This window comes from Actinokineospora bangkokensis, from assembly GCF_001940455.1.
Lineage (GTDB): Bacteria > Actinomycetota > Actinomycetes > Mycobacteriales > Pseudonocardiaceae > Actinokineospora > Actinokineospora bangkokensis.
The window spans coordinates 471,074-489,205 of sequence record NZ_MKQR01000009.1 but is presented as its reverse complement, the minus strand read 5'-3'; the positions used below and the strand labels follow the sequence as shown (position 1 = coordinate 489,205).

At 74.4% G+C, this 18,132-nt stretch carries 12 protein-coding genes; 11 read left to right on the top strand and 1 reads right to left on the bottom strand.

All coding sequences use genetic code 11. The features are described from left to right. Positions 1-6: 6 nt before the first annotated feature. Entirely contained in the window at positions 7-1,230 is a 1,224-nt protein-coding gene (locus BJP25_RS10385) for a PP2C family protein-serine/threonine phosphatase (RefSeq protein WP_084793855.1), read from the top strand. Positions 1,231-1,383: 153 nt separating this feature from the next. On the opposite strand, the gene BJP25_RS10380 is transcribed toward BJP25_RS10385, so the two are convergent. Continuing rightward, on the bottom strand, positions 1,384-2,556 hold the full coding sequence (locus tag BJP25_RS10380) for a cytochrome P450 (protein ID WP_075974605.1): 1,173 nt from the start codon (positions 2,554-2,556) through the stop codon (positions 1,384-1,386). A gap of 582 nt (positions 2,557-3,138) precedes the next feature. Between BJP25_RS10380 and BJP25_RS10375 the strand changes: the two genes are divergently transcribed. The 10 genes from BJP25_RS10375 to BJP25_RS10320 form a co-directional block, all read left to right on the top strand. Next, positions 3,139-4,098 (top strand): chlorinating enzyme, encoded by a 960-nt coding sequence (locus BJP25_RS10375; protein WP_075974604.1) that lies wholly within the window; start codon positions 3,139-3,141, stop codon positions 4,096-4,098. After that, positions 4,095-4,355, top strand: a complete 261-nt coding sequence (locus tag BJP25_RS10370) for a phosphopantetheine-binding protein (RefSeq protein ID WP_075974603.1) — start codon at positions 4,095-4,097, stop codon at positions 4,353-4,355. The genes BJP25_RS10375 and BJP25_RS10370 overlap by 4 nt, the downstream gene beginning before the upstream one ends. A 68-nt stretch (positions 4,356-4,423) precedes the next feature. Beyond that, positions 4,424-5,998, top strand: coding sequence for an amino acid adenylation domain-containing protein (locus tag BJP25_RS10365; RefSeq protein ID WP_075974602.1), 1,575 nt, complete (start codon positions 4,424-4,426; stop codon positions 5,996-5,998). Beyond that, positions 5,995-7,149, top strand: a complete 1,155-nt coding sequence (locus BJP25_RS10360) for an acyl-CoA dehydrogenase family protein (protein WP_075974601.1) — start codon at positions 5,995-5,997, stop codon at positions 7,147-7,149. The genes BJP25_RS10365 and BJP25_RS10360 overlap by 4 nt, the downstream gene beginning before the upstream one ends. 33 nt (positions 7,150-7,182) lie before the next feature. Continuing rightward, on the top strand, positions 7,183-8,406 hold the full coding sequence (locus BJP25_RS10355) for an ATP-grasp domain-containing protein (protein WP_075974600.1): 1,224 nt from the start codon (positions 7,183-7,185) through the stop codon (positions 8,404-8,406). A gap of 17 nt (positions 8,407-8,423) precedes the next feature. After that, positions 8,424-11,534: an amino acid adenylation domain-containing protein gene (locus BJP25_RS10350; protein WP_143218977.1), complete on the top strand. Its 3,111-nt coding sequence runs from the start codon at positions 8,424-8,426 to the stop codon at positions 11,532-11,534. Next, complete coding sequence (locus BJP25_RS32100) at positions 11,446-14,235, top strand: alpha/beta fold hydrolase (RefSeq protein WP_084793853.1); 2,790 nt, start codon at positions 11,446-11,448, stop codon at positions 14,233-14,235. Before BJP25_RS10350 ends, BJP25_RS32100 begins: the two co-directional genes overlap by 89 nt. Further along, a complete protein-coding gene (locus tag BJP25_RS10330; protein ID WP_075974598.1) occupies positions 14,232-15,455 on the top strand; it encodes an MFS transporter in 1,224 nt (407 codons plus the stop codon). The genes BJP25_RS32100 and BJP25_RS10330 overlap by 4 nt, the downstream gene beginning before the upstream one ends. 79 nt (positions 15,456-15,534) lie before the next feature. Continuing rightward, positions 15,535-16,524: a polyphosphate kinase 2 gene (ppk2, locus tag BJP25_RS10325; protein ID WP_075974597.1), complete on the top strand. Its 990-nt coding sequence runs from the start codon at positions 15,535-15,537 to the stop codon at positions 16,522-16,524. Positions 16,525-16,578: 54 nt separating this feature from the next. Further along, on the top strand, positions 16,579-18,132 hold a 1,554-nt coding region (locus BJP25_RS10320; RefSeq protein WP_075974596.1), incomplete at its 3' end, for an SMI1/KNR4 family protein.

The following is an 18,132-nucleotide window of genomic DNA, read 5'->3' as shown; positions in this document are numbered from 1 at the left end:
CCGCCCGTGGTGGACCCGGGCGGGGCACCGCCCCCGATCGAGCACGGCGACCCGCACGACCTGCGGGACCTGTTCGACAACGCCCCCTGCGGCTACCTCTCGACGCTGCCGGACGGGACCATCACCACGGTCAACGCGACCCTGCTGGGCTGGCTCGGCCGCGGCAGGGAGGAGCTGGTCGGCAGGCTGCGCTTCGCCGACCTGCTCACCTTCGGCGGCAAGGTCTTCCACGAGACCCACTTCGCGCCGCTGCTGCGGATGGGCGGGGAGGTCCGCGAGATCGCCTTCGAGATCAGCGCCGCCGACGGCCGCAGGCTGCCGGTGCTGGTCAACGCCGCGGTGCGCGCGGGCGCGGACGGCGAACCCCGGCTGGTCCGCATCACCCTGCTCGACGCCACGCACCGGCGCGCCTACGAGCAGGAGCTGCTGCGGGCCAGGCAGGAGGCCGACCGCGAGCGCGACGCGGTGGAGCGGGAGCGGGCCCGGCTGCAGCGGCTCACCGAGATCCTGCAGCGGACCCTGCTGCCGCCGAGCCTGCCGCCGGTGCCGGGGCTCGACGCCGCCGCGCACTACCACGTCGCCTCCTCCGACCGGGTCGGCGGAGACTTCTACGACCTGTTCCCGATCACGCCGGACCGCTGGGGGGTGTTCCTCGGTGACGTCTGCGGCAAGGGCCCCGACGCGGCCGTGCTGACCTCCGCGGCCCGCTACACGCTGCGCTCGGCGGCGGCGCACGTCGGCGACCCGGCCGCGGTGCTGGCCAACCTCAACGACGTGCTGCTCCAGCAGGTGCACACCGACCGGATGCGGTTCTGCACCGCGGTCTTCGGCGTGCTGACCCGCGACGGCGACGGGTTCACCGCCGTGCTGGCCTCCGGCGGGCACCCGCCGCCGCTGCTGACCAGGGCGGACGGCGGCGTGCACGAGCTGACCACCCCGGGCGGGCAGCTCATCGGCGTGTTCCCGGACGTGCGGGTCGTGACCACCACGACCCGCCTCGGCCCCGGCGACACCCTGCTGCTCTACAGCGACGGCCTCATCGAGGCGCGGGGCGCGGACGGCGGGATGTTCGGCGAGCAGTGCCTGTCCGAGCTGGCGACGGCGTTCCCCGGTCGCACCGCCGCGGCCATCGCGGACGACCTCATCGCCCGGCTCACCGCCTACGCCCCGAAGGCCACCGACGACACCGCCATCCTCGTGCTCACCGTCCCGTCCGCCGAACCGGGCTGACGCGCACCACCCACTGGCGGTCGTCCCCCGCAGCGCCCGGGTTCTGGCGGGCACCTGCCCGGCGCTGCGACCAAAGCCCGCACTGCCCCCGCACCGCCACGGCGATGGCGGTGCGGGCGGAGATCCCCCTGACCGGCCGACCCGCGCCCCGGGTCAGCCCGCGTACTCCAGCGGCAGCCGCACCAGGTTGCGCAGGGTGGCGGCGCGCATGTACTCCTCCTGGCCCGCCAGGCGCAGCCGCGGGCCGTGCTCGGCGAGGAACGCGATCACCTCGGCCGCCCAGGTCATCGCCAGGCGCGCGCCGAGGCAGATGTGCGGGCCCCAGGCGAAGGCGAGGTGCCGGTTGGGGGCGCGGTCGAGCACGATGCGGTCCGGGTCGGCGAACTGGCGCGGGTCGCGGTTGGCCGCGGCCATCATGGTCACGATCGTCTGCTTGGGCTCGATCCGCACCCCGTGCAGCTCCACGGGTTCCAGCGCCACCCGCGCGGTCGCCTGGGCCGGGCTGGTGAAGCGCATCAGCTCGTCGGCGGCCAGCGTCAGCACGTGCGGGTCGGCGGGGTCGAGGTCGGCCAGCAGGGCCGGGCCCGCCCTGAGGACCTCCAGGGTGATCGCGCCGGTGGAGGCGTAGAGGGTGCTGAAGCCCGCGTTGTAGGTGGCCGCGATGGTGTTGACCACGTAGGGGGTGGGCAGCCCGGGGACGTCGGCGTGGCCGGTCACCATGCCCAGCAGGCCGTCCTGGCCCAGCCCGTCGGCGAACCAGCCGCCGACCTCCTCCGACAGCGCCCGGCCCGCGGCGCGGCCGGGGGCCAGGCGCTCGGGGTCGAGCCCGCTGTCCATGGCCTGCGTGAGGCCGCGGTAGATCGGGGCGTAGCTGTCCTGGGTGTAGGCGTGCACGCCGAAGACGTTGTTGATCACGTGGATGGCGCCGGGGCCCGCGAGGTCGCGCATGAGGTCGAACGGGCCCGCGCCCGCCAGGCCGCGCAGCCGGTGCTCCATCAGCTCCCGCGCCTCGGCGCAGATCTCCTGCAACCGCTGGGAGTTCAGCGACCGCGCGGTGACCCCGCGCAGCAGCGCCTGCTCCGGCGGGTCCTGGGTCTGGATGTTCAGCTTGTCGTCGGGGATCTCCGCGCCCGCGCGGCGGCGGTCGCGGGCGAAGGCGGCGTGGTCGCGCAGCACCCACTGGCAGTCGTCGTAGCGGGTCAGGACCCAGGAGCTCATGCCCTCGTGCCAGTACACCGGGCAGCGCTCGCGCAGTTCCGCGTAGATGGGGTAGGGGTCCTGGATGGAGGCCGGGTCAAGCGGGTTCCACACGAGCGTCGTCGTCACAGCGGTGCGGTCCGTTCTCTCTGCGCGGGTGGGCTCTGGCGTGGTCGCGACCGGCACGGCGGGCCCGCCGCCCCGCGGGCCCGCCCCGGTGCCGGGGCGGGCCCGCGGGAATCGGGTGAGGTGCTTAGCTGATGTGGTCGTAGCTCATTGCGGCCCCCCTTCGACCCGATCGGATGGAATAGCCGCGACAACCGGGCGATAGCACCCGGAGCTGCCGGGCGACTTCATAGTGGTGATGGATCAAAGGGCTGTCAACACCCCTATCGGTGGCCGATCACGACCACATCACCCCGAATGGATCAGCTACGATGGTGATACAGGTCACAGTTGTCCGACGTGGTGGCCCGGGTGTCGGTGGCCTGCTAACTTGAGGTCATGGGGGATGACGATTCTTGCTGCTCACAGGCGGTTGTGGGACTCTCGGCAGGACACCGCCACCCGGCCGGGACGCCGGGCGGCGGCGGGGGTGACCACTGCGGGCGAGGTGCATTGCCCGGTTTCTCCGCCACTCCCTGCCACCGCCGGGCCTTTTAGCGCGCGGCGCCCGCATCCCCGCGCCGCCCAGAAAAGGAGTTCTCGCCCATGGGTGATCCAGGTCGCGAATTCTCGTTGACCGACGCGCAGTTGGCCCAATTCCACCGCGACGGCTTCATCGGACCGTTCGACCTCTACGAGCCAGAGCAGATGGAGCAGGACCTGCGCGCCCTGCGGCCCAAGCTGCTCAACACCAAGAAAGCGGTGTACGGCGGCGGCGACGGGGTCTCCGGGGTGACGAACCTGGCCAACTACGACCGCCACCTCGACGTGGAGTTCCTGGCCCGGCACATCGTGCGCCCGGAGATCACCGACCGGGTCGCCTCCATCCTCGGGCCCGACGTGCTGTGCTGGCGCACCGAGTTCTTCCCCAAGTACCCCGGCGACGAGGGCACCGACTGGCACCAGGCGGACAACTTCGCCAACGTGGCCGGGTCCAAGCAGCCGCAGATCGAGTGGCCCAACGACGCGGAGTTCGGCGGCACGATCACCGTGTGGACCGCGTTCACCCCGGCCACGGTGGAGATGGGCTGCCTGCAGTTCATCCCCGGCACCCACGACGTGATGAACTACGACGAGACCAAGACGATGGACTACGACCCCGAGGCCATCAACAACCGGGAGAAGGCGGGCGTGCGCCGCGGCTTCTTCGGCTACGACTACCGCCAGCTGCAGAAGGACCCGGACTGGGAGCCCGACGAGTCCCGGGCCGTCTCGCAGGTGATGCGCCAGGGCCAGTTCATCATCTTCTGGTCCACGCTCATGCACGCCTCGCACCCGCACGCGGGCCTCACCGACCAGATGCGCCTGGGCTTCGCCGCCCGCTACCTGCCCACCTCGGTGCGCGTCTACCCCTACTCCAACGGCCTGGAGGAGTTCGGCGGCACCGCGAGCCTGGAGCGCTTCGGCAACGTGCTCGTCTCCGGCCAGGACACCTTCGGGCACAACAAGTTCGTGGACGAGACCGTCAACGGCTTCCGCTTCCCCGTGCCGGGGAGGGTGTCGTGACCGCCCCCGAGCAGCAGGCCGTGCAGGGGTGGGTGCTCGACGAGCTGGTCGCGCTGGGGCTGCCCGCCCGCGGCGCCGAGGACGACTTCTTCGCCATCGGCGGCACCTCGATGGGTGTGGTGCGGCTGGTCAGCCGCGCCGAGAAGGAGTACGGCGAGGACTGCCTGCCCGCCGATGAGCTGTACGAGAACAGCACCGTGCGGGGCATCGCCGAGCTGATCGTGCGGCACGCGGGCGGTGCCGCCGCGGCGGGCTGAGGTGCCAGCCAGGACGCGCGGGGGTCGCCCGGCCGGGCGGCCCCCACTCCCCTGATCGGACGTGGACGATGGACTCACCGGTGGTCGACCCGGGCGCGGCGCGGGTGCACGACGCCCTCAACGCGACCGCGGTCGACTACCCGGCCGACGACAGCGTGCCCGCCGCGTTCGCCCGCTGGGCCGACCACGCCCCCGGCGCCACCGCGGTGGTCTGCGGCGATCGGCGGCTCACCTACGGGGAACTGGCCGAGGCCGCCGACCGCCTCGCCGCCCGGCTCGCAGCCGCGGGGGTGCGGCCGGGCCAGTTCGCCGGCGTGCTCGTCGGCAAGGGCCCGGAGCTGGTCGTGGCGCTGCTGGCGGTGCTCACCTGCGGCGCCGCCTACGTGCCCTTCGACGGGGCGTGGCCGGACCAGCGCGTCCTCGACCTGTTCGAGCGCACCGGCTGCGGGGTCGTGCTCACCGACCGCGCCGACGCCGTGGCCGCCCGCTTCCCCGGCGTGGCGGCGGTCTCGGTGACCTCCGACGACGACCCGGGGCCGTGGTCGCCGCCCGCCGTGCCCGCCGACGCGCCCGCCTACGTCAACCTGACCTCCGGTTCGGGTGGGGTGCCGAAGGGCGTGCTCGTGCAGCACCGGGCCGTGCTGCGCCTGGTGTCCGGCGCCACCTACACCCGGTTGGACGCGGGCACCCGCGTCCTGCACATGGCCCCGATCACCTTCGACGCGGCGACGTTCGAGGTCTGGGGCCCGCTGCTCAACGGCGGCACCTGCGTCGTCTACCCCTCCGCGCTCCCCCGCCTGTCCGAGCTGCGGAGGGTGCTCGTCGCGCACTCGGTGACCACCGTCTTCCTCACCACGGCGCTGTTCAACTCCATCGTCGACGAGGCCCCGGACACCCTCGACACCGTGCGCAGCGTGCTCACCGGCGGCGAGGCGCACTCCCTGCGCGCGATGGACCTGGCGCTGCGCCGGTACGGGCCGGGCCGGGTCACCCACGTCTACGGGCCCACCGAGTGCACCACCTTCGCCACCCACCACCCGGTGCGCGAGCTGCCCCCGGACGGGCGCCCGGTGCCCATCGGGCGGCCGATCCAGAACACCCGCGCCCACGTCGTCGCCGACGGGCGGTTGTGCGGGCCGGGCGAGGTGGGCGAACTGCTCCTGGCCGGGCCGGGGCTCGCGGCGGGCTACGTCGGCGCGCCCGAGGCCACCGCGGCCCGGTTCACCGAGGTCGAGGTGGGCGGGGCGCGCGAACGGGTCTACCGCACCGGCGACCTCGTGCACCTCGACGACGACGGCGACATCGTGTTCGTCGGACGGGTGGACGACCAGGTGAAGGTCAACGGCTTCCGGGTGGAGCCGAGCGAGGTCGCCCACCACCTCGAACAGCACCCCGCGGTCCGGCAGTGCGTCGTGTGCGCGGTCGAGGGCGCCCTGGGGCAGCGGGTGCTGGTGGCGTTCGTGGTGGCCGACGACGGCTGCACCGCCGAGGCGCTGCGCGCGCACCTGGCCGGGGTGCTGCCCGCCTACCTCGTCCCCGGCGAGGTCCACGTGCTCGGGTCGCTGCCGCTGTCGGAGACCGGCAAGGTCGACCGCCGCGCCCTGGTGGCCCAGCGCGCGGCCGGGAGGCAGCCGCGCGGATGACGCCGTTCGACCCCGTCCTCGACGCCCTGGACGCCCACCACCCGGTGCGCGCCCGGGTCCGCGCCGCGCTCGCGGAACTGGTGCTGCCGCACGCCGACGAGTGGGAGCGGGCGCGGCGCATCCCGGAACAGGGGTGGCGGGCGCTCGGGGACGCCGGGCTGCTCGGGATGCCGCTGTCCGGCGACGGCTTCACCGACAGCGCCATCCTGCTGGAGGAACTGGGCCGCACCGGGTACGCGGGCATCCGGGCGGGGGTGGCGGTGCACGCGTTCATGGCCGCCCACTACCTCGACCGCTTCGGCACCCCCGAGCAGCGGGCGGAGCTGCTGGCGGACGTGCGCGCGGGCACGCGCGTCGCGGCGCTGGCGCTCAGCGAGCCCGACGCGGGCACCGACCTGGCCGCGATCACCACCCGGGCCGAGCCGGACGGGTCCGGCGGCTACCGGCTCACCGGCCACAAGGCGCACGTCGCCAACGGCTCGCAGGCGGGCTTCTACGTCTGCCTGGCCCGGCTGCGCACGGTCGCCGCGCGCCCGCGCTCGCTGGCCGGGTGCGGGTTCCTGCTGGTCGACGCCGACGCCCCCGGTGTGCGCGCCACCCCCGAGCCGATGCTCGGCTGGCACTCGGCCGACGTCTGCGAGGTCACCTTCGACGCCGTGCCGGTGCCCGCCGACCGGGTGCTGGGCAACCCGGCGCGCACCCTGACCTACCTGGTGGAGTCGCTGGACTTCGAGCGGTTGGCCGCCGGGCTGCTGGCCGCGGGCGGGGCGGCGCACTGCCTGGACCTGCTCGACGGGTTCGTGCGCGGGCACCACGTCGGCGGCGCGCCGCTGTCGGCGAACCAGGTCGTCCGGCACACCACCGCCGACCTCGCCGCCGAGCTGGACCTGGTGCGCTCCTACGCGCACCTGGCGGCCCTGCGGCACGCGCGCGGGCGGCTGGACACCAGGACCGCGTCGACGCTGAAGCTGCGCGCCACCGAACTCGCCGCGAACGCCGCCCGCGCGTGCTTGCAGTACCACGGCGCCCGCGGCTACCGGGAGGGTTCGGCGGTGGCGAGGGTCCACCGCGACGCGGCGGCGGGCACGATCACGGCCGGGGCGAACGAGCTGCTGCGCGACCTCGTCTTCGACACCGCGGCGCCCAGCTGAGCGGCCCCGGGCACCACGAGAAGGGAACGACCAGTGCACATCGTCCTGCTGGGAGCGCGGGCGGAGGTGATGGACGAGCTGCTCGACCTCGGCCACACCCTGACCGTGCTCTACGTCGAGTGGAACCGCGGCACCGCCGAGCGCTACGCGGACCGGTTGGCGCACATCGGGTTCGTGCCCGACTTCGACGTCCCCGAGCTGGCCTGGTCGGTGCTGCTGCACCTGGGCGTGGCCGACGAGGTCGACCTGGTCATCCCGTGCCACGAGCTCGCCATGGTCACCGCCGGGTTCCTCAACCGGCTGCTGGGGCTGGAGGCGACCGAGCGGATCGACGTCCGCATGGCCATGGCCGGGCGGGACAAGGCGTTCCAGAAGTCGTTGTGGACGGCCCACGGCGTGCCCACCGCCCGCTGCACCACCCTGACGACCACACCGCTGTCGGCGGAGGAGCTGGACAAGGCGCTGGTGGGGTTGTCGGCGCCGTACGTGGTGAAGCCGCCGTCGGGCGGGGGCAGCCGGGACGTGCGCGTGTGCGAGTCCGCCGCCGACCTGTTCGAGGTGCTGACGACCACGCCCGCGCTGCGGCACGCGGTGGTCGAGGAGATGCAGCAGGGCCGCGAGTGGCACCTCGACGGCGTGGTGGTCGACGGGCGCATCGTGCACTTCGTCGTGTCGCGGTACATGGCGCCGCTGCGGGAGACCAAGAACGGCTCCACCCTGCGCTCGGTGGCCTTCCCCCCGGCCGCCCACCCGGAGCTGTACGCCACGGCCACCGACTTCGCCCAGCGGGCCGTGACCGCGCTGGGCGGCACCTGCGGCGTGTTCCACCTGGAGGTGTTCGGCGAGCCCGGGTCGTTCACCGCCGGTGAGCTGGGGTGGCGGCCCGCCGGGGTGTTCGCGCCCAACACCTCCCGGCACACCATCGGCCTCAACCCCTGGGTCGCCCACGCCCGGCTGCTAGCCGGTGAGCCGCTGCGCGAGCCGGAGCCGGTGGACGGCGCCGTCTACGGCTTCGCCTGCCTGCCGGTGAAGCCCGGCGCCGCCAACGGGGTCACCCAGGACGACGTCGAGGCGCTGCCCGGGGTGGTCGAGGTGCTCATGGCGGTGCAGCCGGGCCAGGTGATGCGCGACATGGTCACCAGCACCACCTGCGTCGCGCTCGCGCTGATCCGCGCGGACAGCATCGAGGACTGCGAGCGGGCCATCGACGAGGCGGTGCGGCTCACCCACGAGCTGCACGACCGCAAGAGCGCCTGACGGGCGAGGAGGCCGTGGTGCACGACGTGGCGGACCCCGCGCACCGGACCCGCGCGCTGGCGGACGCCGACCCGCTGCCGCTCCCCCGCCCCACCACGCCGGGGACGGGGGTGGCGACGGCCCGGGTGGCGCTGCCGGGCGCGGGCTGGCCCGCGCGCGTGCTCGCGGCGGTGGCGCACCTGCGGGTGCTCGGCTCCCTCACGTCGCGGGCCGAAGTGGTCACCGTGCTCGCCGGGAGCCCGGCCGTCGTGGTCCGCGTCGACCTGACCGGGTCGAGCTGGGCCGGGATCGCCGCGGACGTGGCGCGGGCGGAAGCCGAACCCGTCGAGTGGGAGCAGGTCCGCGGGTCCGGGCTGGTCGTCGACAGCGCGGTGGGCGGGACCGGGGAGGACTTCCCGCTCACCGTCGTGCTGGACGGCCGCGACCTGGTCATCCGCGCCGACCGGGCGCGGGTGCACCCGGCGGTCGTCGACAACCTGCCCGGCTACTACCGGACGGCGCTGGCGGCGATCGCCGACGACCCGTCCGCCCTGGCGACCGGGGTGGACCTGCGCTCGGCGGACGAGCGCGCGGCGGTGGCCGCGTGGAGCACCGGACCCGAGCTGCCCGACGCCCACGCCCGCACCGTCCACGCCCAGTTCCGCGCTGCCGCCGCCGGGCGGCCGGGCGCGATCGCCGTGCTCGACCCGGCGGGCAGCACGACCTACCGGCAGCTGGAGCGCCGGGTCAACCACCTCGCGCACCGGCTGCGCGCGCTCGGCGTGGGCCGGGGCGACCGCGTCGGGGTGAGCGTGCGGCGCGGCGTCGACCTCGTGGTCGGGCTGCTGGGCGCGCAGGCGGCGGGTGCGGCGTACCTGCCGCTCGACCCCGGCTTCCCGGCCGAGCGGCTGCGGTTCATCACCGAGGACGCCGACCTGGCGTGCCTGGTGGTCGGCGCAGGCGTGGACCCGCCCCCCACCACCGCGCCCGTGGTCCACGTCGAGCGGGCGGGCGCGGACGAGCCGCCCGAGGACGTGGCGGGTCCGGGCGACGCGGCCTACGTCATGTACACCTCCGGGTCCACGGGCCGTCCCAAGGGCACAGTCTTGGAGCACCGCAACGTCACGAACTTCTTCGTCGGCATGGATGACGCCATCGGCCTGTCCCCCGACGACCGGGTGCTCGCCCAGACCAGCGCATCCTTCGACATCTCCGTGCTGGAGCTGCTGTGGCCGCTGGCGCGCGGCGCCACCACGGCGATCTGCCCGGAGGGCATGGTGGGCAGGCTGCGCCACGGGCCGGGCTCGCTGCTGGAGCTGCTGGGCCGGTTCCGCCCGACCGTGGCGCAGGCGACGCCGTCCTTCCTCACCGCCGTGGCGGCCGAACCCGAGGTCCTGGCCGCGCTCGGCGGGGTGCGGGCGCTGCTGGTGGGCGGGGAGCTGCTGCCGCAGGGGTTGGCGCAGCAACTCGTCACCGGGGTGCCGGGGGCGCGGGTGGTGAACATGTACGGGCCCACCGAGACGACCATCTGGTCGCTTACGCATGACGTGGCTGAGCCGGACACGCGCGTCCCGCTCGTGCCGATCGGCCGCCCGATCAACCGCACCACCCTGCGCGTGGTCGACGGCCTGGGCGGCGACGCGTGCGTCGGGGTCACCGGGGAGCTGTGGATCGGCGGGGACGGTGTGGCGCGGGGCTACTTCCGGCGCCCCGAGCTGGACGCCGAGCGGTTCACCCCGGGGCCCGACCGCCACTACCGCACCGGCGACCTCGTGCGGTGGCGCCGCGACGGCGCGCTGGAGTTCCTGGGCCGCGACGACCGGCAGGTCAAGGTGCGCGGGCACCGGGTGGAGCTGGACGAGGTGGAGTCGGTGCTGTCGGAGCACCCGCTGGTCGAGGCGGCCGCGGTGGTCGTCGACCGGGACGACGCCCGCGGCGACGAGCTGGTCGCGTTCGTGCGCCCCCGCCGCGGCCGCGAGCGCGAACCCGTCATCACCGACTGGCTGCACGTCTGGGACGCCAGCTACCGGGCGGCGGGCCAGTTCCCCGGCTGGGTCGACAGCTACACCGGCGAGCGCATCCCCGAGCCCACCATGGCCGACTGGCTCGGCGCCACGGTGCGCCGGGTGCGGTCGCTGGGCGCCCGGCGGGTCGTGGACGTCGGCGCGGGCGGCGGCCTGCTGGCGCGCTCGCTCGACGGCTGGGAGCGGTACCTGGCGATCGACTTCTCCGGCGAGGCGCTGGCCGCCGCGGCCGCGGCGCTCGTCGGCCGCGACGGGGTGTCCTTCCGCGAGGGCGACGCCAGGGTGCTGGCCGAGCTGCCGGCCGCCTCGGCCGACGTCGTGGTGCTCAACTCCGTGGTCCAGTACTTCCCCGACGCCGACCACCTGGCGGGCGTGCTCGACGAGGCGCTGCGCGTGGCGGGCCCCGCGGGCGCGGTGTTCGTCGGGGACGTCCGCGACGCCCGCCTGCTCGCCCACTTCCACGCCGACGTCCAGGTGCGGCGCTGCCCGCGGCTGCTGCCCGCCGCCGAGCTGCGCGCCGTGGTCGAGCGGCACGTGGCGGCCGAGCACGAGCTGTGCCTGACCCCGGGGTTCTTCGACGCCGTGCTGGCCCGCCACCCCGGCACCACCGCCCGCGTCGAGTGCCGGGCCGACCGGGTGTGGACGGAGATGTCGAGGTTCCGCTGGGACGTGACCCTGCTGGGCCCCGGACACCCCGACGCCGCGGCGCCGGAGCCGACCGGCGCGCCGTGGGCGCCCGGGGAGGACGGCGGCTTGGCCGAGCACGCCGAAGCCGGACGGGTGCTGCTCGACGTGCCGAACGCCCGGCTGGTGCGCCCCACCGCGGCCCTGTCCGCCGTGGACAGCGCCGCCGACGACGTGACGGCGTGGGAGGTCGCCCGCTCGGTGTGGGCGCTCGACACCGCGCACGCCGTCGACCCCGCCGAGGCGCACCGCGTCGCCGCCGAGCGCGGCCTGCGCGCCCACGTGCGGCCCGCCCGCTCCGGCGATCCGACCCGGCTGGACATCACCTTCACCACCCGACCCGAGGACCACGATGGACGAACCCCGCGACCTGGCCAACGACCCGGCGCGCACCCGGTGGGCGGCGGCGCTGCGCGAGGACGTCCACCGGTTCGCCCGTGAACGCCTGCTGCCCGCCATGGTCCCGTCCCGGGTGGTGGTGCTCGACGACCTGCCCGCGCTGCCCAACGGCAAGGTCGACCGGGGAGCGCTGCGCGCGCTCGCCGCCGCCCCCGCGCCCGGTGTGACCCCGGCCGCCGCCGAGCACGCCACCCCGGCCGAGTCAGCGGCGCGCGCGCTGTGGGCGGAGGTGCTGGGCCGGTCGGAGGTCGGCCCGGACGCGGACTTCTTCGAGCTGGGCGGCACCTCCCTCATCGCGGTGCGGATGGCGGCGCGGTGGGCGGAGAACGGGGGCGCACCGCTCGACCTGACGGCGTTCATGGCAAGCCCGACGATCCGCACCCTGGTGCGCCTGACCGGCGGGGACGGCGGGTGGCAGCCCGTTCCCGATGCCGCGGTGCGCGGCGTCCCCGCTGACCGGTTGGCGGCGTTGGCCCAGTTGCCCGCCGACGTCCGGCCGTGCGGGGAACCGGCCCGGTCCGGGGGTGTGCTGATCACCGGACTGGCGATCCCGCACATCGTCCGGGCCTTCGCCGACACCGACAACGCCGCCGACGCCGACAACACCGACGCGGCCGTCCACGTCCTCGTGCCCGCCGCCGATGCCGGGACCGCGCAGGAACTGCTGCGGGTCCGGTTGGTGGAGTGCGGGCTGTGGCGGGCGGGGGACGCCGATCGGCTGGTCGCCGTGCCCGGTGACCTCACCCAACCGTTCCTGGGCATGGAGCCCGAGACCTATCGCGCGCTGGCCGCGGTGGTGGCGCGGGTCGTGCACGTGGGCGAGTGCTTCGACCGGCGCGCGGCGTTCGACGACCTGGTGCCGGTGAACGTCCTCAGCACGCTGGAGGTGCTGCGGTTCGCCTCGACGGGTGCAGGGAAGGCGGTGGCGCACCTGTCGCCGCTGAGCGCGTCCTCGGAGGTGTCCGGCAGCCTGGCGCAGAGCAAGTGGGTGGCCGACCGGCTCGTGCGGCAGGCCGCCGAGCGGGGGGTGCCCACGCGGACGATCCGGGTCGGGCAGGTCGTGTCCGAGCACGAGGACGTCGTGGACCTGGCGGACGGGTTCCTCGCGGCGATGGTGCGGGCGTGCATGACCGTGCGGGCGGCCCCCGACCTGGAGCTGTCGTTCCCCGTCACGTCGGCGGCCCGCGTGGCGGAGGTGGTGGTGGGCGCGACCGGTGACGTGGTGGTGCCCGCGGGGTCGGTCGGCTGGCGCGAGATCGTCTCGAACATCCGCTACATCGGGCGCGCGGTGGCCGTCGTCGGCTACGACGACTGGTTGCGCGCGCTGTCCGCGGAGCCCAACGCGCTGACCCCGTACCTGGCCTACCTCGCCGACGGCCTCTCCCCCGCGCTCGGCTACGGACACCGTCTCACCCCTGAAACGGACACCGACGACACCGGTCGCGAGCTGCTGCGCACCTTCCCGTCGCGCTCGGCCAACACGCGGATGACCACCGACGAGTTCACCCTCCGCGAGCACCGCGTGCCGGTGCCCCTCGACCACTCCGACCCGGACGGCCCCACCATCGAGGTGTTCGCCCAGGAGGTCGTCGCCCGCGGTCGCGAGCACGACGACCTGCCGTGGCTGCTGTTCCTGCAAGGCGGCCCCGGCGCGCCGAGCCCACCACCCGCCTTCGCCGGTGGGTGGCTGACGACCGCGCTGGAGGACCACCGCGTCCTGCTGTTCGACCAGCGCGGCGGCGGGCGCAGCGCCCCCATCACCGCGAGCACCATGGCCGGGCGCACCGACCAGGAGATCGCCGCGCACGTGACCCGCTTCCGCGCCGACAGCATCGTCCGCGACGCCGAAGTCCTGCGCGCCCGGGTCGCGGGCGGCGCGAAGTGGACCCTGCTGGGCCAGAGCTACGGCGGCTTCCTCGCCCTGACCTACCTGTCGCTGGCACCCGAGGCGCTGTCGGCCGTGCTGATCTCCGGCGGGGTGCCCCCGCTGGGCGCCACCGCCGACGAGGTCTACCGGCACACCTACGCCGAACTGCTGCGCAAGAACTCCGCCTACTTCGCCGAGCACCCCGACGACGCCGACCTGCTCAAGCGCCTCGCCGCCCACCTGGACACCCACGACGTGCGGCTGCCCGACGGGGCCCGGCTCACCAGCAGGCGCCTGCGGCTGGTCGGGCGCAACCTGGGCATGAGCAACGGCCCCGACCGCGTGCACGCCGTCCTGCGGCAGGCCTGGGACGGCGACCGGGTGTCCGAGGGGTTCCTGCGCGCGGTCGCCGCCGAGACCGGGTTCACCGACGCGCAGCTCTACGCCCTGCAGGAGTTCCTCTACGCGGGCCCCGACCGGCCGACCCGCTGGGCCGCGCACCGCGTGCTGGCCGAGTTCCCCGAGCTGACCGACGCCGACCCGCCGCTGCTCATCGGGGAGATGATCTACCCCTGGATGTTCGAGGAGTTCACCGAGCTGCGCCCCTTCGCGGGCGCGGCGCACCTGCTGGCCGAGGAGTCCGACTGGCCCGACCTCTACGACCTCGACCGGCTGGCCGCCAACGACGTGCCCGTCGCCGCCCTGGTCTACGACGGCGACCTCTACACGCCGGTGGAGCTCCAGCTGCGCGCGACCCCTAGGATCGGCGCCGCCCGCGTGGTGCGCACCGGCGAGTTCCACCACAACGGCATGATGCGCAACGGCGAGCTGCTGACCCGCTTGCTGGAGGTGGTGCGGGGGGACGGGGGACCATGACCGAGGAGCAGGCACCGGGCACGACGTCGGCGGGACCGCTGCGCAACCCGGGCTTCCGCTGGTTCTTCGCGGGCAGGCTCGTCTCCCTGGCGGGCAGCGCCATGGCCCCGGTCGCCCTCGCCTTCGCCGTCCTCGACGCCACCCACAGCGCGGGCAGCCTCGGCGTCGTCCTCGCCGCCCGCAGCGTCCCCATGCTGCTGTTCCTGCTCATCGGCGGCGTCGTCGGCGACCGCTTCCCCCGCCGCACCGTCCTGCTGGTGGCCAACCTCGGCGCCGCGGCCACCCAGGGCACGGCCGCGGCCCTGTTCCTCACCGGCGGCTTCCACCTCGCCGCCATCGCCGCCCTGGAGTTCGCCAACGGCGTGCTCACCGCGTTCACCACCCCCGCCCTGCGCGGCATCGTCCCCCAGCTCGTCGAGCCCGACCAGCGCCAGCGCGCCAACTCCCTGCTCGGCTCCTCCAAGAACCTCAGCTCCATCGTCGGCCCGTCGCTGGCGGGCACCCTCGTCCTCACCGCGGGCAGCGGCTGGGCCATCGCCATCGACGCCCTCACCTACCTGCTCGCCGCCGCCTGCCTCGCCCGCCTCACCCTCCCGGGCGCCGTCGAGGTCGGCCGCGCGGGCTTCCTGCACGAACTCCGCGAGGGCTGGACCGCCTTCCGCGCCCTCACCTGGGTCTGCCTCACCGTCCTCGCCTTCGCCGCCACCAACGCCATCTACGTCGGCGTCTGGAACGTCCTCGGCCCCACCATCGCCGACACCACCATCGGCGCCGCGGCCTGGGGCCTCATCCTCAGCGCCCGCGCCATCGGCACCCTCGTCGCCACCACGGCCCTCTACCGCCTCCGGGCCCGCTCCCTCCCCACCGGCCTGCTCTGCTTCGCCACCGGCGCCCTCCCCCTCATCGCCCTCGCCCTCTCCGCACCCGTCTGGCTGCTCGTCGCCACCTCCCTCATCGCGGGCATCGGCCACGGCACCATGGCCATCACCTGGGAAACCCTCCTCCAGCAGAAGGTCCCCAACACCCTGCTGTCCCGGATCTCCGCCTACGACGACCTCGTCTCCTTCGCCGCCGTCCCGGTCGGCCAACTGGCCGTCGCCCCCCTGGCAGCCGCCACCGGCCAAACCGAGGCCATGCTCCTCGGCGGCATCCTGTTCGCCCTCATCGTCACCCTCCCCCTCCTGTCCCCCTCCGTCCGCCACCCCTCGTCCACCCCCTGACCGCCCTCCCCGCGGGGTGGGCACCGGGCCGGGCGAGATCGGGGGTTGCGGCCGGGGATCGTCGGGTATGTCTGGATCCATGGCTGCGGAGATTGATGTTGAGGGTGTCCTCCCGGAGCTGCGGGAGGGCGTGCGGGTCGACTGCTCCGACAACGACGAACCGGTGTTGCTGCGGGCGGACGGGTCGCCGGTGGAGACGTGGCGGGAAGGGCACCCGTTCGACGAGCGGATGCGGCGCCGGGAGTACGAGGCGGTCAAGCGGGGGTTGCAGATCGAGCTGCTGAAGATGCAGTACTGGGTCAAGGACACCGGTCGGCGGATGGTGGTCCTGTTCGAGGGGCGGGACGCGGCGGGGAAGGGCGGGACGATCAAGCGGTTCACCGAGCACCTGAACCCGCGGGGGGCGCGGGTGGTCGCGCTGGACAAGCCGACCGAGCGCGAGCGCGGTGAGTGGTACTTCCAGCGCTACGTCACGCACCTCCCCACGGCCGGGGAGATCGTGCTGTTCGACCGGTCCTGGTACAACCGAGCGGGCGTGGAGCGGGTCATGGGCTACTGCGACGACGACCAGTACCGCCGGTTCCTGCGCCAGGCACCCGCCTTCGAGCAGATGCTCACCGACGACGGGGTGCTGCTGGTCAAGCTGTGGTTCTCGGTGTCGCGCAACGAGCAGCGCACCCGCTTCGCCATCCGCCAGCTCGACCCGATCCGGCAGTGGAAGCTCAGCCCCACCGACGTGCAGTCGCTGGGCCGGTGGGACGACTACACCGCGGCGAAGGTGGCCATGTTCCGCGCCACCGACACCGAACAGGCCCCGTGGACGGTGGTCCGGTCCAACGACAAGAAGCGCGCCCGCATCGAAGCGATGCGCAGCGTCCTGGCCCGCTTCGACTACACCGACCGCGACGACGACGTGGTGGGCACGCCCGATCCGCGCATCGTCGGCCCGGCGGACACCCTCCTGGAGGCGGGCGAGGACGAGACCGACCTGAGCCCGACACCGCTGGCCGCCCCCAACGACCACGCGGGCCCGGGCAGCCACCCCGACCTGCTCGTCCCCGCCCGCTGACCCGCCGGGCAAGATCACGCGCCCGCGGGCGCGGAGGTCTGCCAGACTCGCGGGGTGTTCCCGAACTTGCCTGAGGCGGCGGCTGTGGCCGTGGAGCGGTTGGCGCGTGCGTTGCGGGCCTCGGGCGGTGCTTCGCCCTTCCTGCCCGTGCGGGACCTGCCGAGCGGGGCGAGCGCGGCGGAGCGGGTGACGCGGGAGTTGCGGCCGAACGGGCCTGTGGGGCCGACGGCGTGGCAGGTGGTGGTGGACAGCGGCGGGGGGCTGGTGGCCCCTGGCACCACGTCGTACCGGAACGGGTTGACGGTGGCGGGGGTTCCGGTGGCGCACGGGGAGGTGGTGGCGGAGATCGTGGCGGCGTTGCGGCCTGATGGGGAGGATCGGCCGATCGCGTTGGAGTTGTTCCTCGACGGGGAGCGGGCGGAGTTCCGGTACTCGTACGAGCTGGCCCGGCCGGACACGTTCTGGTTGCGGCCCATCGAGTCCGGGGCCCTGCCGGAGTTCCCCGCACCGTCGACGGCGCCGACCGACCCAGCGGTTCTGGCCCACGTCGAGGGTCTGCTGGAGAGGTTCACGCGCGGCTACTCGGCGACGAAGGGCAAGCAGCCGAATCGGGGTGCGCCCTCGACCGAACAGGAGTTGCAGGCGGTCGAGCGGGAGTTGGGTGTGCGGTTGCCCGAGGACGTGCGGGCGCTGCACTTGTTGTGGGGGCCGGACAGGCACGAGATCGGGTTGCTCGGGCGGATGTCGCTCCTCCCCCTGGCGACCGTGGCGCACTACCACCGCACCGGGGTCGTCGCGGTGCGACCGGTGGAGAACCCGTTCGACGTGGAGGTGCTGCTGGACGCCTATCCCCCGGGCATGGTGGCGCGGGCACCGGGTGGGCGGCAGGTGGCGTTCGCAGGCGACTTCGCGGGGAGCACGTTCTTCCTCGACTTCTCACCCGGGCCGCTGGGGCGGGTGGGGCAGGTGGTGGAGACCGGCCGGGGGATCGATCGCGTGGAGTACGTCGCGGAGTCGGTGGCGCGGTTGCTGAGCGATGTCGTCGAGGCGGTGGAGGGTGGGCGGTTGGACCCGGAGAGCGCCGGGTTCGACGCGGTGGTGCTGGCGGAAGAGCACTGGCACGTGCCGGACTACTCGCTGTCGCGGTCGATGGCGGGCCGGGCGCTGCCGCAGGTGCTGGCGGAGGTGGAGGACCTCGACGCGGTGCAGGAGGTGTTCCTGTTCGACGGTTGTGACAGCGACTTGGGCGCGCTGGCGCTGCTGCCGATGGTGCGGACGGCGCACCTGAACCGGATGGGGCAGGTGCGGGTCGGGGCGCCGCCGCTGCTGGAGGGCTTGTCGGTCAACGCGACGGTGGCCGACCTCGGCGCGTTCGCCGGGCACCGGTGCCTGTGGGACCTGGAGCTGGCGGGGACCCGGGTCGCGGTGGCCGCGCTGCCGCACCTGCCCCGGCTGCGCAGGCTCGACCTGTCGGAGGCGTGGGTGGACGACATCGCCGCGGTGGCCGACCTGGGGGTGCGGGAGTTGACGTTGAACCTCGACCAGTGGCGGCAGCTGCGCGCGGCGGACCGGCTGCCGCCGCGCCTGACGGCGGCCCGGATCGGCGGG